13 protein-coding genes are annotated in these 17856 nt (G+C 47.8%); 9 read left to right on the top strand and 4 right to left on the bottom strand.

What is annotated here, in order from left to right:
• Positions 1–49 precede the first annotated feature (49 nt).
• The 4 genes from DXN05_RS02870 (at position 50) to DXN05_RS02855 (ending at position 4778) form a co-directional block, all read left to right on the top strand.
• The gene (locus DXN05_RS02870; protein WP_116846371.1) at positions 50–973 is read left to right on the top strand and encodes a PfkB family carbohydrate kinase; all 924 of its coding nucleotides are present in this window, start codon (positions 50–52) and stop codon (positions 971–973) included.
• Positions 974–1084: 111 nt separating this feature from the next.
• Positions 1085–3124, top strand: a complete 2040-nt coding sequence (locus DXN05_RS02865) for a M13 family metallopeptidase (RefSeq protein ID WP_211329964.1) — start codon at positions 1085–1087, stop codon at positions 3122–3124.
• A gap of 209 nt (positions 3125–3333) precedes the next feature.
• Positions 3334–4323: an aspartate-semialdehyde dehydrogenase gene (locus tag DXN05_RS02860; RefSeq protein ID WP_116845689.1), complete on the top strand. Its 990-nt coding sequence runs from the start codon at positions 3334–3336 to the stop codon at positions 4321–4323.
• Between the two features lie 98 nt (positions 4324–4421).
• Entirely contained in the window at positions 4422–4778 is a 357-nt protein-coding gene (locus DXN05_RS02855; protein ID WP_116845688.1) for an MmcQ/YjbR family DNA-binding protein, read from the top strand.
• Positions 4779–4792: 14 nt separating this feature from the next.
• Here the strand turns inward: DXN05_RS02855 and DXN05_RS02850 are convergent, their stop codons facing one another.
• Both DXN05_RS02850 and gldA read right to left on the bottom strand, forming a co-directional pair.
• Positions 4793–5461, bottom strand: coding sequence for a DUF2461 domain-containing protein (locus DXN05_RS02850; protein WP_116845687.1), 669 nt, complete (start codon positions 5459–5461; stop codon positions 4793–4795).
• 5 nt (positions 5462–5466) lie between these two features.
• Positions 5467–6393: a gliding motility-associated ABC transporter ATP-binding subunit GldA gene (gldA, locus tag DXN05_RS02845; protein ID WP_116845686.1), complete on the bottom strand. Its 927-nt coding sequence runs from the start codon at positions 6391–6393 to the stop codon at positions 5467–5469.
• Positions 6394–6604: 211 nt separating this feature from the next.
• Between gldA and acs the strand changes: the two genes are divergently transcribed.
• The 4 genes from acs (at position 6605) to DXN05_RS02825 (ending at position 12347) form a co-directional block, all read left to right on the top strand.
• Entirely contained in the window at positions 6605–8521 is a 1917-nt protein-coding gene (gene acs, locus DXN05_RS02840; RefSeq protein WP_116845685.1) for an acetate--CoA ligase, read from the top strand.
• A 343-nt stretch (positions 8522–8864) separates the two neighbouring features.
• A complete protein-coding gene (locus DXN05_RS02835; protein WP_116845684.1) occupies positions 8865–9518 on the top strand; it encodes an outer membrane protein in 654 nt (217 codons plus the stop codon).
• Positions 9519–9623: 105 nt separating this feature from the next.
• Entirely contained in the window at positions 9624–11117 is a 1494-nt protein-coding gene (locus tag DXN05_RS02830; protein WP_170148861.1) for a DUF1800 domain-containing protein, read from the top strand.
• Between the two features lie 27 nt (positions 11118–11144).
• Positions 11145–12347: a DUF1501 domain-containing protein gene (locus DXN05_RS02825; protein WP_116845682.1), complete on the top strand. Its 1203-nt coding sequence runs from the start codon at positions 11145–11147 to the stop codon at positions 12345–12347.
• A 180-nt stretch (positions 12348–12527) separates the two neighbouring features.
• Here the strand turns inward: DXN05_RS02825 and DXN05_RS02820 are convergent, their stop codons facing one another.
• Together DXN05_RS02820 and DXN05_RS02815 are read right to left on the bottom strand one after the other, a co-directional pair.
• On the bottom strand, positions 12528–14591 hold the full coding sequence (locus DXN05_RS02820; protein ID WP_116845681.1) for an OPT family oligopeptide transporter: 2064 nt from the start codon (positions 14589–14591) through the stop codon (positions 12528–12530).
• 20 nt (positions 14592–14611) lie between these two features.
• A complete protein-coding gene (locus DXN05_RS02815; RefSeq protein ID WP_116845680.1) occupies positions 14612–16159 on the bottom strand; it encodes a peptide MFS transporter in 1548 nt (515 codons plus the stop codon).
• A 344-nt stretch (positions 16160–16503) separates the two neighbouring features.
• Here DXN05_RS02815 and purD point away from each other — a divergent pair, with 344 nt between their 5' ends.
• Complete coding sequence (purD, locus tag DXN05_RS02810) at positions 16504–17790, top strand: phosphoribosylamine--glycine ligase (protein WP_116845679.1); 1287 nt, start codon at positions 16504–16506, stop codon at positions 17788–17790.
• Positions 17791–17856: the final 66 nt, after the last annotated feature.

Genomic DNA, 17856 nt, shown 5'->3' with positions numbered 1-17856 from the left:
GCCTTATTCTCAAATTAGTGCTACGTTTGCCGCCGGAAAAAAACTGCACATGTCTGTAATCGTAGTAGGAACAATGGCCTTTGATGCCATAGAAACGCCTTTCGGAAAGTCTGATAAAATTATCGGTGGTTCAGCCACTTATGTAGCTTATGCGGCCAGCAATTTTGTGCAGCCCATACAGCAGATCTCTATAGTAGGTAATGATTTTCCTGCCGAAGAGCTGGAACATCTGCAACAGCTGGGTGTTGCAACAGAGGGTGTGGAAATAGTGCCTGATAAGAAATCATTCTTCTGGAGCGGCCGCTACCATATGGACATGAATACCCGCGACACGCTGGTAACCGACCTGAATGTACTGGCTGATTTCAATCCCCAGGTGCCCGACAGCTACCAGGGCGCTGAATTTTTGATGCTGGGCAACCTGATGCCCAGGCTGCAGAAAAGCGTGATAGAGCAGCTGAAAACACGTCCCAAGCTGATTGTGCTCGATACCATGAACTTCTGGATGGAAAGCGCTATGGACGACCTGAAAGAGGTGTTGACCATGGTGGATGTGCTGATGGTGAACGACAGTGAAGCCCGCCAGCTGTCTGGTGAGTTTTCGCTGGTGAAAGCCGCCAAAAAAATCATGGGCATGGGGCCCCGCTTCCTGATTATCAAAAAAGGCGAGCACGGTGCCCTGCTGTTTAACGAGAACAACGTGTTCTTTGCACCGGCCCTGCCGCTCGAAGAAGTGTTTGACCCAACCGGTGCAGGCGATACTTTCGCAGGCGGGTTTATTGGCCACCTCGCCAAAACAAAGGATGTTTCTTTCGAAAACATGAAAACAGCGATCATTGTAGGTTCGGCCATGGCCAGCTTCTGCGTGGAGAAATTCGGCTGTCAACGCTTGAAAGAAGTGACCAAAGAAGAGATCGAAACCCGTCTCAACGAATTTGTAGAGCTGGTTAATTTTGACATAGAACTCGCTTAATCCCGGTTTACCGGCTATCTTTATAGGACACTGTCCATCAAAAAAAACTTCCAGAGATGGAAGTTTTTTTTATTTTTCAAGGATAACGACCACACAAACTGAGATAACAATATGAAAAAAATCATCTATGCACTACCCGCGGCCTGTATGGCACTGGCACTTACATCGTGCGGCGGTAACAGTGCAAAGGAAACAGCAGCCCAAAGTTTCCTGGTTACCGTAAACATGGATTCTGCCGTTAAACCCGGCGATAACTTCTTCCTGTTTGCCAACGGCAGCTGGCTCAGGAAATCAGAAATCCCACCCACAGAATCGAGCATCGGTTCTTTCCTCGACCTCCGCAACCGCACCAGGGCTAACCTGCGCAGCATTCTCGACAGTGTTGCCAAAGGTGGTATGGCAGCCGGCAGTATTGAACAGAAAGTGGGTGACTTTTATGCATCGGGCATGGATTCTGCCGCCATTGACAAACGCGGTTATGATCCTGTAAAACCTGATCTGCAGCAGATTGATGCCATTAAAGATGCCAAAGGCATTATGGACTTTGTTGCCGCACAGCAGCAGGAAGGCGATGGCATTATACTGGGCCAGTATATCGGTGCTGATGAAAAAAACAGCAGCATGAATATCCCCGTGTATGTACAATACGGACTGGGCCTGCCTGACAGGGACTACTATTTTAAAACAGATGCTGCCAACCAGGCCATTGTACAGGCGTACATGAAATACGTGGCCAGGCTGTTCAACCTTACCGGCGATGATACCGTAACTGCTGCCAAAAAAGCGGCTACTGTTTTTGCTTTCGAAAAACAGATTGCTGCTGCCCATAAAACCAATGTTGAACTGCGCGACCCTGAAAGCAACTACCATAAAATGGCGGTGAAAGACCTCGACAAATCCATGCCGGTATTCGGCTGGAGCAGCATACTTGCAGCTGTTGGGGTAAAAGCTGATTCAGTGAATGTGGGCCAGCCCGGTTATTACGCCAAAATAAACGAACTGCTGAAAACTGCGCCTGTAGATACCTGGAAAACCTATTTCCGTTTTCATGTGCTGCATAGTGCCGCCGCTTCATTAAGCAGCGATTTTGTGAATGCCAATTTCGAATATTCCGGCAAAGCGCTGCGTGGCCAGCAACAGCTGAAACCCCGCTGGCAGCGCATGTCTGATAACACAGACGCCTTCCTGGGTGAAGCCCTGGGCCAGCTGTATGTAAAACGTTTCTTTACCGATGCAGCCAAAAAACGCATGCTTGAGCTGGTAAACAATCTGGAAGCATCTTTTGAAGCACGCATGGGCAAGCTGGACTGGATGACTGACAGCACCAAGGCAAAAGCAAAAGACAAGCTGCATGCCTTCCTGAAAAAAATTGCTTATCCTGATAAATGGCGCGATTACAGCAAGGTAACCATTAACCGCAACCAGTATTACGAAAACCTGGTGTCTGCCAGCAAAAACGAATACCAGTACCAGCTGAGTAAAGTGGGCAAGCCTGTTGATAAAACCGAATGGGGCATGACGCCACCAACGATCAACGCATACTACAATCCTACCTTCAATGAAATCGTATTCCCGGCAGGCATCCTGCAGTTCCCTTTCTTTGATGAGAATGCAGATGACGCTATTAATTACGGTGGTATAGGTATGGTAATAGGCCACGAAATGACACATGGCTTTGACGACCAGGGTGCGCAGTACGATAAAGACGGCAACCTGAAAAACTGGTGGAGCAAGGCTGACTTCGATAAATTCAAGGCTAAATCACAACAGGTAATTAACCTGTACAACAGCTTCACCATTCTTGATTCCGTGCATGTAAACGGTGCTTTAACAACTGGTGAAAACATGGCCGATATTGGTGGTGTGGCTATTGCTTATGATGCATTTAAAATGACCAAACAGGGTAAAGACACAACGAAGATTGATGGCTTTACACCTGACCAGCGTTTCTTTTTGTCGCTTGCACAAATCTGGCGCACCAAACAGAAAGAGCAGTCAGAACGCCTGCGTATCAACACCGATCCGCATTCACCTGCCATGTACCGTGTAAATGGTCCGCTCATGAACTTTGATCCTTTTTACCAGGCATTCAATGTACAGCCTGGTCAGAAGATGTACAAACCGGAAGCAGAACGCATTAAGATATGGTAATATATCAGCAGGAAATAATTTTGGCTTTTTTAAGCCGATCCATTACATTCGCACAGCAATGACAAAAATGATTCATATTACAAAGCGCATAAAGATGTTCTTCTCCAGGGAAGCAGCTTAGCGTGTGTGTATGACAAACATAACAATAGGCCTTCCCAAACCGGGGAGGCCTTTTTAATTTTATCCAAAACCAAAAATGATACAACAAAATGAAAGTAGCTGTAGTAGGTGCAACCGGACTGGTAGGCACTAAAATGTTGCAAGTATTGGCAGAGCGTAATTTCCCTGTTACCGAACTGGTTCCTGTAGCCTCTGAACGCAGTGTAGGCAAGGAAGTAACCTTTAAAGGCGCCACTTACAAGGTAGTAAGCATGGCCGACGGTATTGCAGCAAAACCTGCTGTGGCTATCTTTTCAGCAGGCGGCGGCACCTCACTGGAGTGGGCACCCAAATATGCCGAAGCTGGTATCACTGTTATCGACAACTCTTCTGCATGGCGTATGGATGCTACTAAAAAACTGGTAGTACCCGAAGTAAATGCTGATGCGCTTACTGCTGCGGATAAAATTATTGCCAACCCCAATTGTTCTACTATCCAGATGGTAGTGGCTTTAAACCCGCTGCACCACAAATACACCATCAAACGTATTGTGGTAAGCACTTACCAGAGTGTTACCGGCACCGGTAAAAAAGGTGTTGACCAGCTGTTAAACGAACGCAAAGGTGTGGAAGGCGAGATGGCTTACAAATACCCGATTGACCTGAATGTTATTCCGCAGATCGACGTGTTCCTCGACAATGGTTATACCAAAGAGGAAATGAAAATGGTGAACGAAACCAGGAAAATCATGCGCGACGATAATATCCGTGTTACTGCTACCACCGTACGTATTCCGGTTGTTGGCGGCCACAGCGAAAGCGTGAACATTGAATTCGCGAATGACTTTGATATAGAGGAAGTGAAAAACATCCTGCGCAATGCACCCGGTGTTGTAGTACAGGATGATACTGCCGGCCAGGTATACCCCATGCCGCTGTGGGCACACGAAAAAGACGAAGTATTTGTAGGCCGCCTGCGCCGCGACGATACCCAGCCCAATACGCTGAATATGTGGATTGTAAGCGATAACCTGCGCAAAGGCGCTGCTACCAACGCAGTACAGATCGCGGAGTATCTTGCCGGAAAAGGAATGCTGTAATGTGATAGATGGTTAGGTGGTTTGATTGTTTTATGGTTAATTTCAAACAATAGAGCAATTGAGCCATCTAACAATCCAACCATTTAACAATTTTGCCTATGGACATCGAATCACTGCGCGCTTATTGTTTATCGAAAAAGGGAGCTACGGAAGAATTTCCGTTTGGGGAAGAAACACTGGTGTTTAAGGTATTGGGCAAGATATTCCTGCTTACAGGGTTGAGCAGCGGGGAGTTTACGTTTAATGTAAAGTGCGACCCTGTGAAGGCCGAGGAGCTGCGTGAGCGGTATGATGCAGTACGGCCGGGGTATCACATGAATAAAAAACACTGGAACACCGTACAGGTGGATGGCCGGTTATCCAGTGCTTTATTGAAAGAAATGATTGACGATTCGTATGCGCTGGTAGTTCAATCGCTGCCTAAAAAGCAGCGCGAAGAACTGGGCGCGCAATAACCGCTGCTATACCATCACTCCAATGCGCGGTTAAGAAACTGCAGCAGGGGATGCAATGCTTCAAACCCCTTCAGCACATGGCTGATAAAGTTTTTGTCGAGCACTTCGGCATCGGTAATGCTGCGGATAGCGATAAAACTTTTGAGTTTGATGTAATCTATCGCAGGGTTCTCCTCATCATATCCCTTGGGCGGGCGCGAGAGGCTGGTGTCTGCACTTTTTTCCAGGTCGTGGTAGTAACCGGCAAAGCTTTTTTTGTGTAAAATTCCCTTGAACTCATCTGCACAATAATCAATCTCCTGGCGTATTTTTTTCAGGTTCTCCGGTTCAGGCATCCACAGCCCGCCGCCTAGAAAACTTTGGTCGCCGGGTTGCAGCTGAATGTAGTAACCGGCATAAATGCTTTTTTTCCCGCCACGGTCAATACTGGCGCCGAAGTTGTTTTTATAGGGCGCTTTGTTTTTGCTGAAGCGCACATCGCGGTTAATGCGGAAAATGCATTCTTTCGCTGTTAACGATGCAATGTCTGCATCTTTCTTTCCATGTCTGTCTATCACTTCCTGTACCAGGGTGGCAAAATCCTGTCTGGCTGTTTCATAAGCGCTGCGGTTGGCTTCAAACCAGTCTTTGTGATTATTGCCCGCAAGGTTTTTTAAAAATTGGAGTGTTGCGGCTTGTACCATAATTCCTATTTTATTTGAGGTGCCGGTTCAGGGTTTTGTGTAAGGCTGCGGAATATCTCTTCGAGATTGCTGCCTTCTGTTTGCAGGGTAACAATATTGAGGTTTTCACGTATGGCCAGCTCCAGTAATTGTTTGCGTGCTTCGTTTACATTGGTGGTATCGAGCTGGAAGCGCTGGTTGTCGTGCGTGTGTATCTGTTGTATGGCCGGCAGGCGCATCAGCCATTCTCTTTCGAGTATTTCTTCAAACACCACTACTACGCCTTTGCCGCTGTTGCTTTGCAGCTGCTGCAGCGAATCGTCGGCCACCACATTGCCCCGGTTAATAATGATCACGCGGCTGCAGATGGCCTGCACTTCCTGTAATATGTGTGAAGAGAATAACACCGTTTTGTCTGCCCCCTGGGCCTTAATCACATTGCGGATTTCGACAATCTGGTTGGGGTCAAGTCCGCTGGTAGGCTCGTCGAGTATCAGCACACGCGGCGCATGAATAAGCGAGGCAGCAAGTCCTACGCGTTGTTTGTATCCTTTGGAGAGCTGGCCTATTTTTTTCTTTTGCTCCAATGTAAGGCCGGTGAGTTCGATCATGTGTGCAATGCGGGCGGTTTTGTTTTCCACCTGGTGAATACCTGCAACATATTCAAGGTATTCTTTTACATACATGTCAAAATACAGCGGGTTGGCTTCGGGGAGGTAGCCAATATCGCGTTTTATCTGCAGCGGGTGCTGCTGCACATCTTTGCCACATATTTTCACCGTGCCGCCGTCTGGCTGCAGGTAACCGGTAATCATTTTCATGGTGGTGCTTTTGCCTGCACCGTTGGGGCCCAGAAACCCGACTATTTCGCCTTCGCCAATGGAAAAGGTAATATCGTTAACGGCTTTCTGCCCGCCATACAATTTGCTCAGATGCGCTACTTCTATCGACATGCTTCAAAGATACAGAATCGTGCAACGTTAAGCGCGTACGGCAGGCGCTGTCTCTTATCCACATCGCGGAAGCGGGCAACAGCGTGCGTTTCATGAATTTTTGCGGTGCTATCGTTACAAAAAATGGGGCTGTGCATACTTCATGTTAAAAAAGAAGAGTTTTCTATAATCTCCCGAAAACGTAAATTTAAGCCCACAGAAAAAGATTGTTATGTCATATCCTTATCAGATCAGGTCACGGGAAGCGTACGACGAAGCGTATAAAAGAAGTATTCAGCAGCCGGAGAATTTCTGGGCCGATGTAGCCAGCCATTTTCACTGGCGCCGCCGCTGGGATAAGGTGCTGGATTGGAATTTCAAAGAACCCAAGGTGGAATGGTTTAAAGGGGCCAAACTCAACATCACCGAAAACTGCCTCGACAGGCACCTTGAGAAACTGGGCAACCGCCCGGCCATTATCTGGGAGCCCAACGATCCTGAAGAGTACCACCGTATCCTTACGTATAAAGAATTGCATAACAAAGTTTGCCAGGTAGCCAATGTGTTAAAAAACAATGGCGTTAAAAAAGGTGACCGTATCTGTATTTACATGGGTATGATTCCCGAACTGGCCATCGCCGTGTTGGCATGTGCACGCATTGGCGCCATCCATTCTGTTATATTCGGCGGGTTTTCTGCACAAAGCATTGCCGACCGCCTGCAGGATGCGAAGGCTGAATTTGTAATTACCTGCGATGGTGCATTCCGCGGCCAGAAAGACATTCCGTTGAAAAGTGTCATTGATGATGCACTGGTGGCCTGCCCCTTTGTAAAAAGAGTAATTGTTGCCACGCGCACCCGCACCCCGGTAAGTATGATCAAGGGTCGCGATGTGTGGTGGGAAGATGAAATCAAAAAAATTGAAACACTGGGTATGACGGATTGCCCGGCCGAAGAAATGGAGGCCGAAGACCCGCTGTTTATCCTGTACACCTCCGGCTCAACCGGTAAACCCAAGGGGGTGGTACATTCCAGTGCAGGGTACATGATTAATACCAACTACAGTTTTGTAAACGTGTTCCAGTACCAACCCGGCGATATTCATTTCTGTACGGCAGATATTGGCTGGATTACCGGCCATAGCTACATTGTATACGGTCCGTTAAGTGCAGGTGCAACCACCGTGTTGTTTGAGGGCGTGCCCACTTACCCGGATGCCGGCCGGTTGTGGGATATTGTAGACAAATACCGCGTTAATATTTTATACACGGCGCCAACCGCCATCCGCTCGCTTATGGGCTTTGGTTTAGGGCCATTGCAGAACAAAGACCTTTCTTCACTGAAAGTGTTGGGGAGCGTGGGCGAGCCTATTAATGAAGAAGCATGGCATTGGTTTGATGAGCATGTAGGCAAAGGCAAATGCCCCATTGTAGATACCTGGTGGCAAACCGAAACAGGCAGCATCCTGATCTCGAACCTGGCAGGCATTACGCCTGCAAAACCCAGCTGGGCTACCCTGCCATTACCTGGTGTGCAACCGGTGCTGGTAGATGAAAATGGCAATGAACTGCCTGCAGGTGAAGCTTCCGGCAACCTGTGCATCAAGTTCCCATGGCCCTCAATTCTGCGTACTACCTATGGCGACCATGAACGTTGCCGCACCAACTATTTTGCTACGTACGAGAATAAATATTTCACCGGCGATGGTGCGCTGCGCGATGCGGAAGGCAATTACCGCATTACCGGCCGTGTAGATGATGTGCTGAACGTAAGCGGCCACCGCATTGGTACTGCCGAAGTGGAAAATGCCATTAACATGCACGCAGGCGTGGTAGAAAGTGCAGTGGTGGGTTACCCGCACGATATTAAGGGGCAGGGCATTTATGCGTATGTAATTTTCAACGGCCGCCATGGCGATGATCAGTCGTTAACACGTAAGGATATACTGGTTACTGTTACCCGAATCATCGGGCCTATTGCCAAGCCAGATAAAATCCAGTTCGTAAGCGGATTGCCGAAAACACGCAGTGGTAAAATCATGCGCCGCATACTGCGTAAAATAGCCGAAGGTGAAATGGAAAACCTGGGTGATACCAGTACACTGCTTGATCCCGGTGTTGTAGAAGAAATTAAAAACGGGCACCTGTAAATAACTGCAGAAAACACAAAAAGAAACCGGCCGTCTCAAATGTTTTGAGGCGGCTTTTTTGTTCCCGTTGTGTTTGGCAGCAAGCGCTAAAAATGCCGCTTTTAATGCAGGTACATTGATTGATTGTATACTTGTTGTTGCATACGCTGCATGCTGTTTTGCAATTTGCAAGTGCTTAACATAAGTTGTTGTTAAACCAAATGCAGGCTATAGTTTTTATGTATGATTATTTATTATTTCGTATTGCCGAAACTAAGTGATGAAACACTATCCGTACTCCTTCTTTATTCCTGGCCAGGAATTTTGCATGTATCACTTTGATATTTAACTTAAACAAACACAAATGAAACAACTGCTTTCTGTACTGTTGGTATTATACTTATGCACCACTGCATCGCTTGCACAAATTTCCAAGGGAACTTTATTAGTGGGCGGAAATCTTGATCTCACAAAGAGTAACTACAGTCCCGCGCTTGATTCGTTTAGCTATAAACAAATTGGCATTACACCAGCCATTGGCTTTGCCTATAGCGATAACCGTGTGTGGGGAATATCGTTGCAATATGCGTACACTGATAGCCGTTATGATGGCGGGAAAAGCAATACCTATGGTGCTGGCCTTTTTCTAAGACAATATAAGCCATTGGGGCATGGCTTCAACCTGCTGTTTCATGAATCGGCTGGCATATCGTATACAAAGCTGGATATATCCAACAGGAGCGACAACATAAAAACCGGCATCAATAAAACAACGGTATTTAATGTGGCTGCGGCTTTGGGTATAACCTACGCGTTAACACCCCGGTGGCAACTGGAACTGCTGTTGAATAACCTGCTCAGACTGTATTTTGCCTCAGATAAGGATGCCGTTTTAAACACTGACGGCAGTACTGCATATACCGTAAAATCAAACCGGTACCAGATTAATACCGGCCTGAACGATTCAAACCTTGGCTCTTTATCGTTCGGCGTAAAATTTTTACTTGGGGGAAAGTAAAACGCTACCGTGAAACACTGCACACCCGCTAACCACGGGTGTGTTATTTTTTAATGTACTGTTAAACCTGCAGGTATTTCACCCGTCTTTACAAAAAACGCGGTGATGGTGACCATTCAACAGAAAAACCTGCATTTATTATGGCGTGCCGGCTTTGGAGTTATGGCCGAAGACCTCGCGCAGATTAATACGGTTGCCACGGCAGATTTATATGCCGATATGGAGAAAAAAAGCAATACCAGGGCAGTACATTTCGATGTGGTGAGCAATGCCGTAAAAGGCTTGCTGATGGGCGTGGGCGAGGAGGCAAACATGCAGAAGATGCAACGCAACCTGCTTACCCCGGAACAACGCAAGCAAATACGCCAGCGCAGCAGGGAAGACCTCAAGAACCTGAACATGACCTGGCTTGATGAAATGGTGGATTCCCCCGCACAGCTGCGTGAAAAAATGTCTCTCTTCTGGCATGGCCATTTTGCCTGCCGCGACATTAATATTTATTACCAGCAACAATTACTCAATGCCATACGCGATAATGCCACAGGTTATTTTGGCGACCTGTTAACTGCGGTAAGCAAATCTGCTTCCATGCTAGGCTTTCTCAATAACCAGCAGAACCGCAAAAAACATCCCAACGAAAACTTTGCCCGCGAGGTAATGGAACTCTTTACACTGGGCCGCGGTCATTATACAGAAAAAGATATTAAAGAAGCAGCCAGGGCTTTTACCGGCTGGGGTTTCAATATAGATGGCAGCTTTGTCTTCCGCCGCTTTCAGCATGATGAGGAGGACAAAACCATCTTTGGTCAAACCGGTAATTTCGATGGTGATGATGTGCTGAAGCTGCTGCTGCAGAAAAGAGAAACAGCACTGTTTATCACGCAGAAGATTTACCGCTTTTTTGTAAACGACATAGAAGATTCATCCAACATACAATGGCTGGCCAACCGCTTCTACAACAGCAATTACCATATCGGCTCGTTGATGCGTGATATTTTTACCAGCGAATGGTTTTATGAACCGAAGAACATGGGCTGTCACATCAAATCACCGGTTGAGCTGATGGTAGGCATCAGGCGCACCTTGCCCATGGAAATGGAAAATGAAGCCGTGCAGCTGGTATTACAGCGCGCATTGGGTCAGCTGTTGTTTTACCCGCCCAATGTAGCCGGATGGCCGGGCGGTAAAAACTGGATAGACAGCTCTTCACTAATGTTGCGCCTGCGCATACCACAGCTCATTAAAAACCAGGAAACCGTGTATGTAACACCCAAAGCCGATGATGATCAGCAAATGGGCATGATGGAACAGCAGGCAGGTGCAGCAGTTGCGCCACAAACAGGCAAGTCAGTGGCTTATGCACCGAAGGGTGGATTCCGCATCAATGCATCGGTAAACTGGCCGGTGTACATGAAGCAGTTCGACAGCGTTGGCCGCGCGCAATTATTCGATGTGCTGCAAAGCATACTGCTGCTTACGCCTGCAGGTTCAGTAAGTGAAACTTCTTTAATCACCATGGTAAGTTCGGCTACCCGTGAATCGTATATACAAACCATTACCATAGCGCTGATGAGTACACCTGAGTACCAGCTGTGCTAATGCCTGTTTATCTTTAAAATTGCCCGTATGCTTATTCAACGCAGAAAATTTTTACAGCTTGGTTCACTGGCAACTGCATCTATGATGGTGCCGCAGTTGCTGCAGGCTTTTAACCGCAAAGGCGCTTTTGTGCCGCAGGGTAATAAAGTGGTGGTGGTATTGCAGTTAAGCGGCGGCAACGATGGGTTGAACACTGTAATACCTGTTGGCAATGATATTTACCATAAGCTGCGCCCGCAGCTGGGGTTTACAAAAGACAAGGCACTGTTGTTAAACGATGATGCTGCACTGCATCCGGCCTTGTCTGGGTTGCATAGTTTGTACGCCGACGGCGGCATGGCTATTTTAAACAGCGTAGGGTATCCTGATCCTGACCGCAGTCATTTTCGCAGCATGGATATCTGGCAAAGCGCCAGCAACAGCAATGAAATTGTGCAAACCGGCTGGCTGGGCCGCTACCTCGATGCGCAATGTAATCATTGCACGCAGCCCACACAGGCGCTGGAAATTGACGATGTGTTAAGCCTGGCTTTAAAAGGAGCAGATCAAAAAGGTATAGCCCTGAAAGACCCGCGCAGGTTGTATTCTGAAAGCCATGCCAGGTATTTTAAAGACCTGGCCCAGGCACACCATGAAGCACAGCACGAACGCCCGGTAGATTACCTCTACAAAACCATGAGCGCTACGGTTAACAGCGCCGATTATATTTTTGAACAAAGCAAACTGCGTCCTGCGGGCGGTGATTACCCACGCACAGAACTGGGCAATAATTTGAAAACTATTGCTTCCCTGATCTTCTCAGAAATCAACACCAAAGTATATTATGTAAGCCTCGGCAGTTTTGATACGCATGTTGGTCAGCAGGGCCAGCAGCAAAGGTTGTTCAAAGAAATGGATGATGCAGTAACGGAATTTGTAAAAGACCTTAAAGCCAATAACCGGTTTGATGACGTGCTGCTCGTTACCTTCAGCGAGTTTGGTCGCCGTGTGGCACAGAATGCCAGTGGCGGAACAGACCATGGCACTGCCAACAATATGTTCTTGGTAGGCGGCGGTTTGCAGCAGAAAGGGCTGATCAATGCACTTCCTGATCTGCAAAACCTGAAAGACGGCGATCTGCAGTATGAAATAGATTTCAAAAACGTATACGCCACCATCCTTCACAAATGGCTGCAGGCAGATGATGCAGCCATACTGGGCAGGCAATACCAGCATATGAACTTTATTTAGCGGGCAAGTGCTTTTTAAACATCGACAGCCGGGAACCATTGAATCATGAAACTTTAAACAATTGAACTGGTTTTCTCATGTGCATCAGATTTCCAAGTTGACCTATCAAAAAACAAAAACTCCCGGCGCAATCTGCGACCGGGAGTTTTTTATGCTGTTTTTGGAAAAGCGTGCTGTTGATTACACGCTTTCTTCCAGTGATTTATCTTTTTTAATGGCTACGCGGTATAATACCAGGCCCATAATTACAAAGAATATAACGCCAAGCATTTTGTAGCCGAAATCGCCCAGGCTTGTTGTTAAACCAGCTTCTGCAGACAAGTGGCTGAAGAAGTTGGATACTGCTTCGTTGGTAAACAGGAAAGCAACAATTACACCTGCCAGCGCGCCGCCTGCAACCAGGCCGGTTGCAAACAGGTTGCCTTTGCCCAGCTCTTCTTCTTCGGGATGTAGTGCTTCACCCTTGCGTTTCTTTTTCCAGTCAACAATACCGCGGATGGCTCCGCCTGCAAAAATGGGCAGGGTAGTGCTCAGCGGTAAGTAAACACCCACTGCAAAGCTGAGTGATTTAATACCGCAAAGTTCCATCACAATGGCAATGGCAACGCCCACCAGTACAAATTGCCAGTCGAGGTTGAACGACAAAATGCCTTTCACCAACGTGGCCATCAGTGTGCCTTGCGGTGCAGGATATTTATCTGTACCAATAGCATGTTGAATGCCCTGCTGCAGCATTTCCTGTGTAGGGGTATCGAGTATTTTAATGGTAGCGCCAATAGCGATGGCAGATACAATGACGCCGATAAACAGCGCCAGCTGTTGGTAACGTGGCGTAGCACCAACAATATAACCGGTTTTTAAATCCTGTGAGGTAGCCCCGGCATTGGCGGCGGCAATACAAATCATACCACCTACTACCAATGCCATGGGTTCATATACTTTACCTGTCCAGCCTACAGCAATAAACACCAGGCAGGTGCCCATCAAAGTGGCAATTGTCATACCGCTGATGGGGTTATTGGAGTTGCCAATCAAGCCCACAATGCGTGAGGATACAGTAACGAAGAATGCGCCGAATATTACTACCAGCACACCAATCACCAGTTTGCTGATGATGGAATCGCCGGGTATCTGCGGAAGAACAGTAGTAAGTAAAATCAAAGCCACACTTCCGATACCTACAATGCGCACATCCAGGTCGCGCTGTGTGCGCGCTACGACAGTTTTTTCGGTGCCGTCTTTTTTCAGCGAGCCCAGGCTGCCTTTGAACGATGAGATAATGGTGGGGATGGTTTTAAATAAAGTAATAAAGCCGCCTGCAGCCACGGCGCCTGCACCTATCTGGCGAACGTAGGCGCGGTATAATGCCGTAGCCCAATCGTTAAACTGGTGCGTGGCAGGGTTCCAGCCGCCTGGCCCGCCGGTATGATTGATATCGGCGAGATAACCCAGTTTTGCCAGCTGCGCTGCCACTACATCACCGGGTATTACCGACGCCAGCAAAGGTATCAGTACAAACCAGCTCAGCACGCTACCTGCAACCAGCACGCCTGAAATGCGCGGGCCGATAATATAACCCACACCCAGGTATTCGGGTGTTATTTCACCTGCAACACGTGCCGAAGGGAAATAACGGTTGGTTTGTTTGGTAATAAAATAAGGCACTTCCGCAATTACATGAAACACCTTTTGCATAAAGGCATACACAATGGCAAAGCTTAGACCGAGGAAGGCCGTTTTGGCAAAGTCGCCCCCTTTTTCACCTGCCTTCAATACACTGGCACAAGCCGTTCCTTCAGGATAAGGCAGTGTGCCATGTTCTTTTACAATAAGTGAACGGCGTAGCGGGATCATCATCAGCGTACCCAATATACCGCCGAATATAGCGAGGGTAAGAATGGTCATGTAGTTAAAGAAATTCGCACTGCTGGGTTCAGACAGGAACAGGAAACCGGGCAGGGTAAACACTACGCCGGCCGCGATACTTTCACTTGCCGAGCCTGTTGTTTGAATGATGTTGTTTTCGAGAATCGTTGTTTTCAGAAACTTCCTGCCAAGCGTAATAGCGATAACCGCAATGGGAATAGACGCGCTTACGGTAAGGCCTGCTTTGAGCGCGAGGTACACCGTGGCCGCACCAAAGGCAATACCGCAGATGCAACCGACTATAATGGCTTTTAAGGTAAATTCTTTTACATTGGCCTCGTCAGGCACATAGGGTTTAAACGAATTAATTTCAGACATAACTGAATTGATTATATAGGTTAAAGCACGTGATCAGGTTCTGGTTGCGCAACAGCCGGCGTCACGTTTTCCCGCATCATTTTCTGCAGCTTTTTGCTAAGCAGGAACAATATGCCCGAGGCTACCAGCGACATCACCACAAACACCATAAAGAAATCGTACAGGTTGATGATATGGAAGCCGAGTAATACTTTCTCTTTTCCATCAGGGTACAGGGCGCTGAGTACGCCGGCCATTTTATTGCCAAAGGCATTGGCAGTAAACCAGATGGCCATGAGCAGCGAAGAGTATTTTACGGGCGACAGCTGGTTTACCAGCGACAAGCCGATAGGCGACAAACACAACTCACCACAGGTATGCAGGGCGTACATGCCGGTTAGCCATATCATGCTTACCTTAACGCCAGGCACTGCCTTACTTGCGCCATAGGCAATCCACCAGTAACCCAGCCCAAGGCCCAGTAAACCAATGGCCATTTTGGTGGGGGAGGATGGTTGTCTTTTACCCAGCTTGGTCCACATCCAGGCAAAGAAAGCGGCGAAAGTCACTACGAATACTGAGTTGAGTGACTGGAACCAGCTGGTGGGAACCGTTTTATTGAATATATGCCTGTCGGTTTGTTCTTCGGCAAAAAAGGTAAGTGAAGCGCCTGCCTGCTCAAATGCTGCCCAGAAAAAAATCACAAAGAAACACACGATACAGATAACGAGTACTTTGTCTTTTTCGGGTTTGTTGAGTGTTTTATCGGCATAAATAACAGCAGGTATCAGTATAATGCAACCAATCAGCAGGTAAAACAGGTAGCTGAAAACAGCGGCATCCACATAAATAAGCCCAATGGCAATAAAGCTTAGTATAACCAGTCCTACCACGGTAATCACCGGGTTGAGCGCCCATTTGGGTGCATTGGCGGGTACCTGGCCCAATGCTTTTTTCTCAGGTGATACCACGTATTTTTTATGAAAAATAACCTGTACCAATACACTCAGTAACATGCCGATGCCTGCTACCAGGAAGCCCCATTTAAAATCAGCCGGATCGCCGGTATCGCCGAAAAGCCCGCAAACAAAGGGCCCCAGCGCCCCGCCGGTATTAATACCCATATAGAATATGGTATATGCGGCATCCTTGCGGGTATCGGTATCGGGATACAGCTGCCCAACCAGTGAAGAAATATTGGGTTTAAAAAAGCCGTTGCCTGCAATCATTAAACCAAGGCCCGAGTAAAACAGCAGTGCTGACAAGCCTGGCGCACTATGATAAATATTACCGCAGAAGAAAAGAATAAACTCCCCGATGGCCATTACCAGTCCGCCCGCAATAATAGAGCGCTGGTTGCCCCAGAGCCGGTCGGCTACAAAGCCGCCAAACAACGCGGAAAGGTAAAGGAGGCTGATATAGCTGCCGTACAGGTTAGACGCAAACACTTTATCGAACAACAGTGCTTTGGTCATAAACAATACAAGGATGGCCCGCATGCCGTAGTAATTGAAACGCTCCCACATTTCCGTTGCAAACAATACGTACAGACCCTTGGGATGCGCCTTGCGGGCGATGGATTCACTCATTGGTTTTTTTCTTTTTACCGTTACAGATTGGGGATTTGCCGGTTTAGGGCGGCCCAAAATACTGATAAAATCAGAAAAACAGGCAAAATGCTAATGAATGGTAGGTTTTTGGAGGTGAGTTGTTAGCATAGAAGAAAGCTGCAAGCTGCAAGCCCTGCCCGTAAGTAAATGCGTGCCTGTTGAAAGCAAGAAAAGACAGTGCTACATGCCGAAGGCGCGTCTGTTCAACAAGCTCGCAGCTCGAAGCTTGCCGCTCGCAGCTTTCTTCCGAAACGGCCGCCCCGGCCGTTTCGGAAGAAAGTAATACTTTCGCGCAGTTTTTAATTACCTGTAATCGTTTTTGTATGAACATCCTGATATTGGGTTCAGGCGGCCGCGAGCATGCTTTTGCCTGGAAAATAGCCCGCAGTAAGCATTGCACACAGTTATTCATTGCACCCGGTAATGCCGGTACAGCGCACTGCGGCACCAATGTAAACATCGGGGTAAACGATTTTGCCGCACAAAAGCAGTTCTGCCTCGATAACCAGGTAAACCTGGTGCTGGTTGGGCCTGAAGAACCGCTGGTGAAAGGCGTATACGATTTCTTCAAAAACGATCCTGCACTGTCACATATCAAAGTGTTTGGCCCTTCTGCCAACGGCGCACAGCTGGAAGGCAGCAAGGCTTTTTCCAAAAAATTCATGGAGCGCCACGCCATTCCCACGGCAGCTTACGCGGAGTTTACAGCCGCCAACCTCGAAGAAGGCAAGGCTTACCTGGCGCAGCAAAGTCTGCCCATTGTGCTGAAAGCCGACGGGCTTGCAGCCGGTAAAGGCGTCGTGATCAGCCAAACGCACGAAGAAGCGATCGCTGCTTTTGAAGAAATGATCGTGCACAAACAGTTTGGCGATGCATCCTCCAAAGTAGTGGTAGAAGCATTTTTACAGGGTATTGAAGTAAGCGTGTTCGTGGTAACTGATGGTGATAAATACAAAATCATCGGCCACGCAAAAGATTATAAACGCATTGGCGAAGGTGATACCGGTTTAAATACCGGTGGCATGGGCTGTGTAAGTCCTGTGCCTTTTATGGATTTCGCTTTTATGCAAAAAGTAGAAAGCCGCATTATTGCACCCACCATTGCAGGGTTGAAGCTGGAAAATATTGATTACAAAGGCTTTGTGTTCTTCGGTTTGATGAACGTACAGGGCGAGCCCTTTGTTATTGAATACAATTGCCGCATGGGCGATCCTGAAACGGAAGTGGTGATACCGCGTTTGCAGAACGATTTGATCGAGCTGCTGAACGCCGCTTTCGACGGTACGCTGGATACTATTGATATTATGGCAGGCGACAGCAGCTGCTGCACCGTGGTAGCGGTGAGCGGCGGTTATCCCGGCGATTACAAAAAAGGTATGGCGATCAGCGGGTTGCCTGTAAAAGATGGTGAGGCAGGTGAAACCATCGTGTTTCATGCAGGCACCAAAGCCAGCGGCGCTGCAGTGGAAACCAATGGCGGGCGCGTGCTGGCCGTTACATCGTTCGGCAGCAGCATTCCCGAAGCAGTAGCTAAATCAGCGGCAGCGCTGGCAGGCATCAGCTTTGAAGGCATGAATTTCCGCAAGGATATTGGTTACGAATTTGCATAAGCCGTCTGATCGGGGCATATTGCAATACGCTGTTCGCTTACTATAACAGCAGTCCCTGTGCCGTAA

Origin of the sequence: Deminuibacter soli (assembly GCF_003412455.1) — a bacterium.
GTDB lineage: Bacteria > Bacteroidota > Bacteroidia > Chitinophagales > Chitinophagaceae > Deminuibacter > Deminuibacter soli.
Note: the sequence above shows the minus strand (reverse complement) of the source record. Positions and strands in the feature narration are given on the sequence as shown.

Bases quoted from the DNA above. Each gene is read 5' to 3' on its own strand.
- DXN05_RS02815 (WP_116845680.1), bottom strand. From the start codon at position 16,159: ATGAGTGAATCCATCGCCCGCAAGGCGCATCCCAAGGGTCTGTACGTA.
- DXN05_RS02850 (WP_116845687.1), bottom strand. From the start codon at position 5,461: ATGGTACAAGCCGCAACACTCCAATTTTTAAAAAACCTTGCGGGCAAT.
- DXN05_RS02870 (WP_116846371.1), top strand. From the start codon at position 50: ATGTCTGTAATCGTAGTAGGAACAATGGCCTTTGATGCCATAGAAACG.
- DXN05_RS02835 (WP_116845684.1), top strand. From the start codon at position 8,865: ATGAAACAACTGCTTTCTGTACTGTTGGTATTATACTTATGCACCACT.
- DXN05_RS02820 (WP_116845681.1), bottom strand. From the start codon at position 14,591: ATGTCTGAAATTAATTCGTTTAAACCCTATGTGCCTGACGAGGCCAAT.
- DXN05_RS02860 (WP_116845689.1), top strand. From the start codon at position 3,334: ATGAAAGTAGCTGTAGTAGGTGCAACCGGACTGGTAGGCACTAAAATG.
- purD (WP_116845679.1), top strand. From the start codon at position 16,504: ATGAACATCCTGATATTGGGTTCAGGCGGCCGCGAGCATGCTTTTGCC.
- DXN05_RS02830 (WP_170148861.1), top strand. From the start codon at position 9,624: ATGGTGACCATTCAACAGAAAAACCTGCATTTATTATGGCGTGCCGGC.
- acs (WP_116845685.1), top strand. From the start codon at position 6,605: ATGTCATATCCTTATCAGATCAGGTCACGGGAAGCGTACGACGAAGCG.
- DXN05_RS02825 (WP_116845682.1), top strand. From the start codon at position 11,145: ATGCTTATTCAACGCAGAAAATTTTTACAGCTTGGTTCACTGGCAACT.
- gldA (WP_116845686.1), bottom strand. From the start codon at position 6,393: ATGTCGATAGAAGTAGCGCATCTGAGCAAATTGTATGGCGGGCAGAAA.
- DXN05_RS02855 (WP_116845688.1), top strand. From the start codon at position 4,422: ATGGACATCGAATCACTGCGCGCTTATTGTTTATCGAAAAAGGGAGCT.
- DXN05_RS02865 (WP_211329964.1), top strand. From the start codon at position 1,085: ATGAAAAAAATCATCTATGCACTACCCGCGGCCTGTATGGCACTGGCA.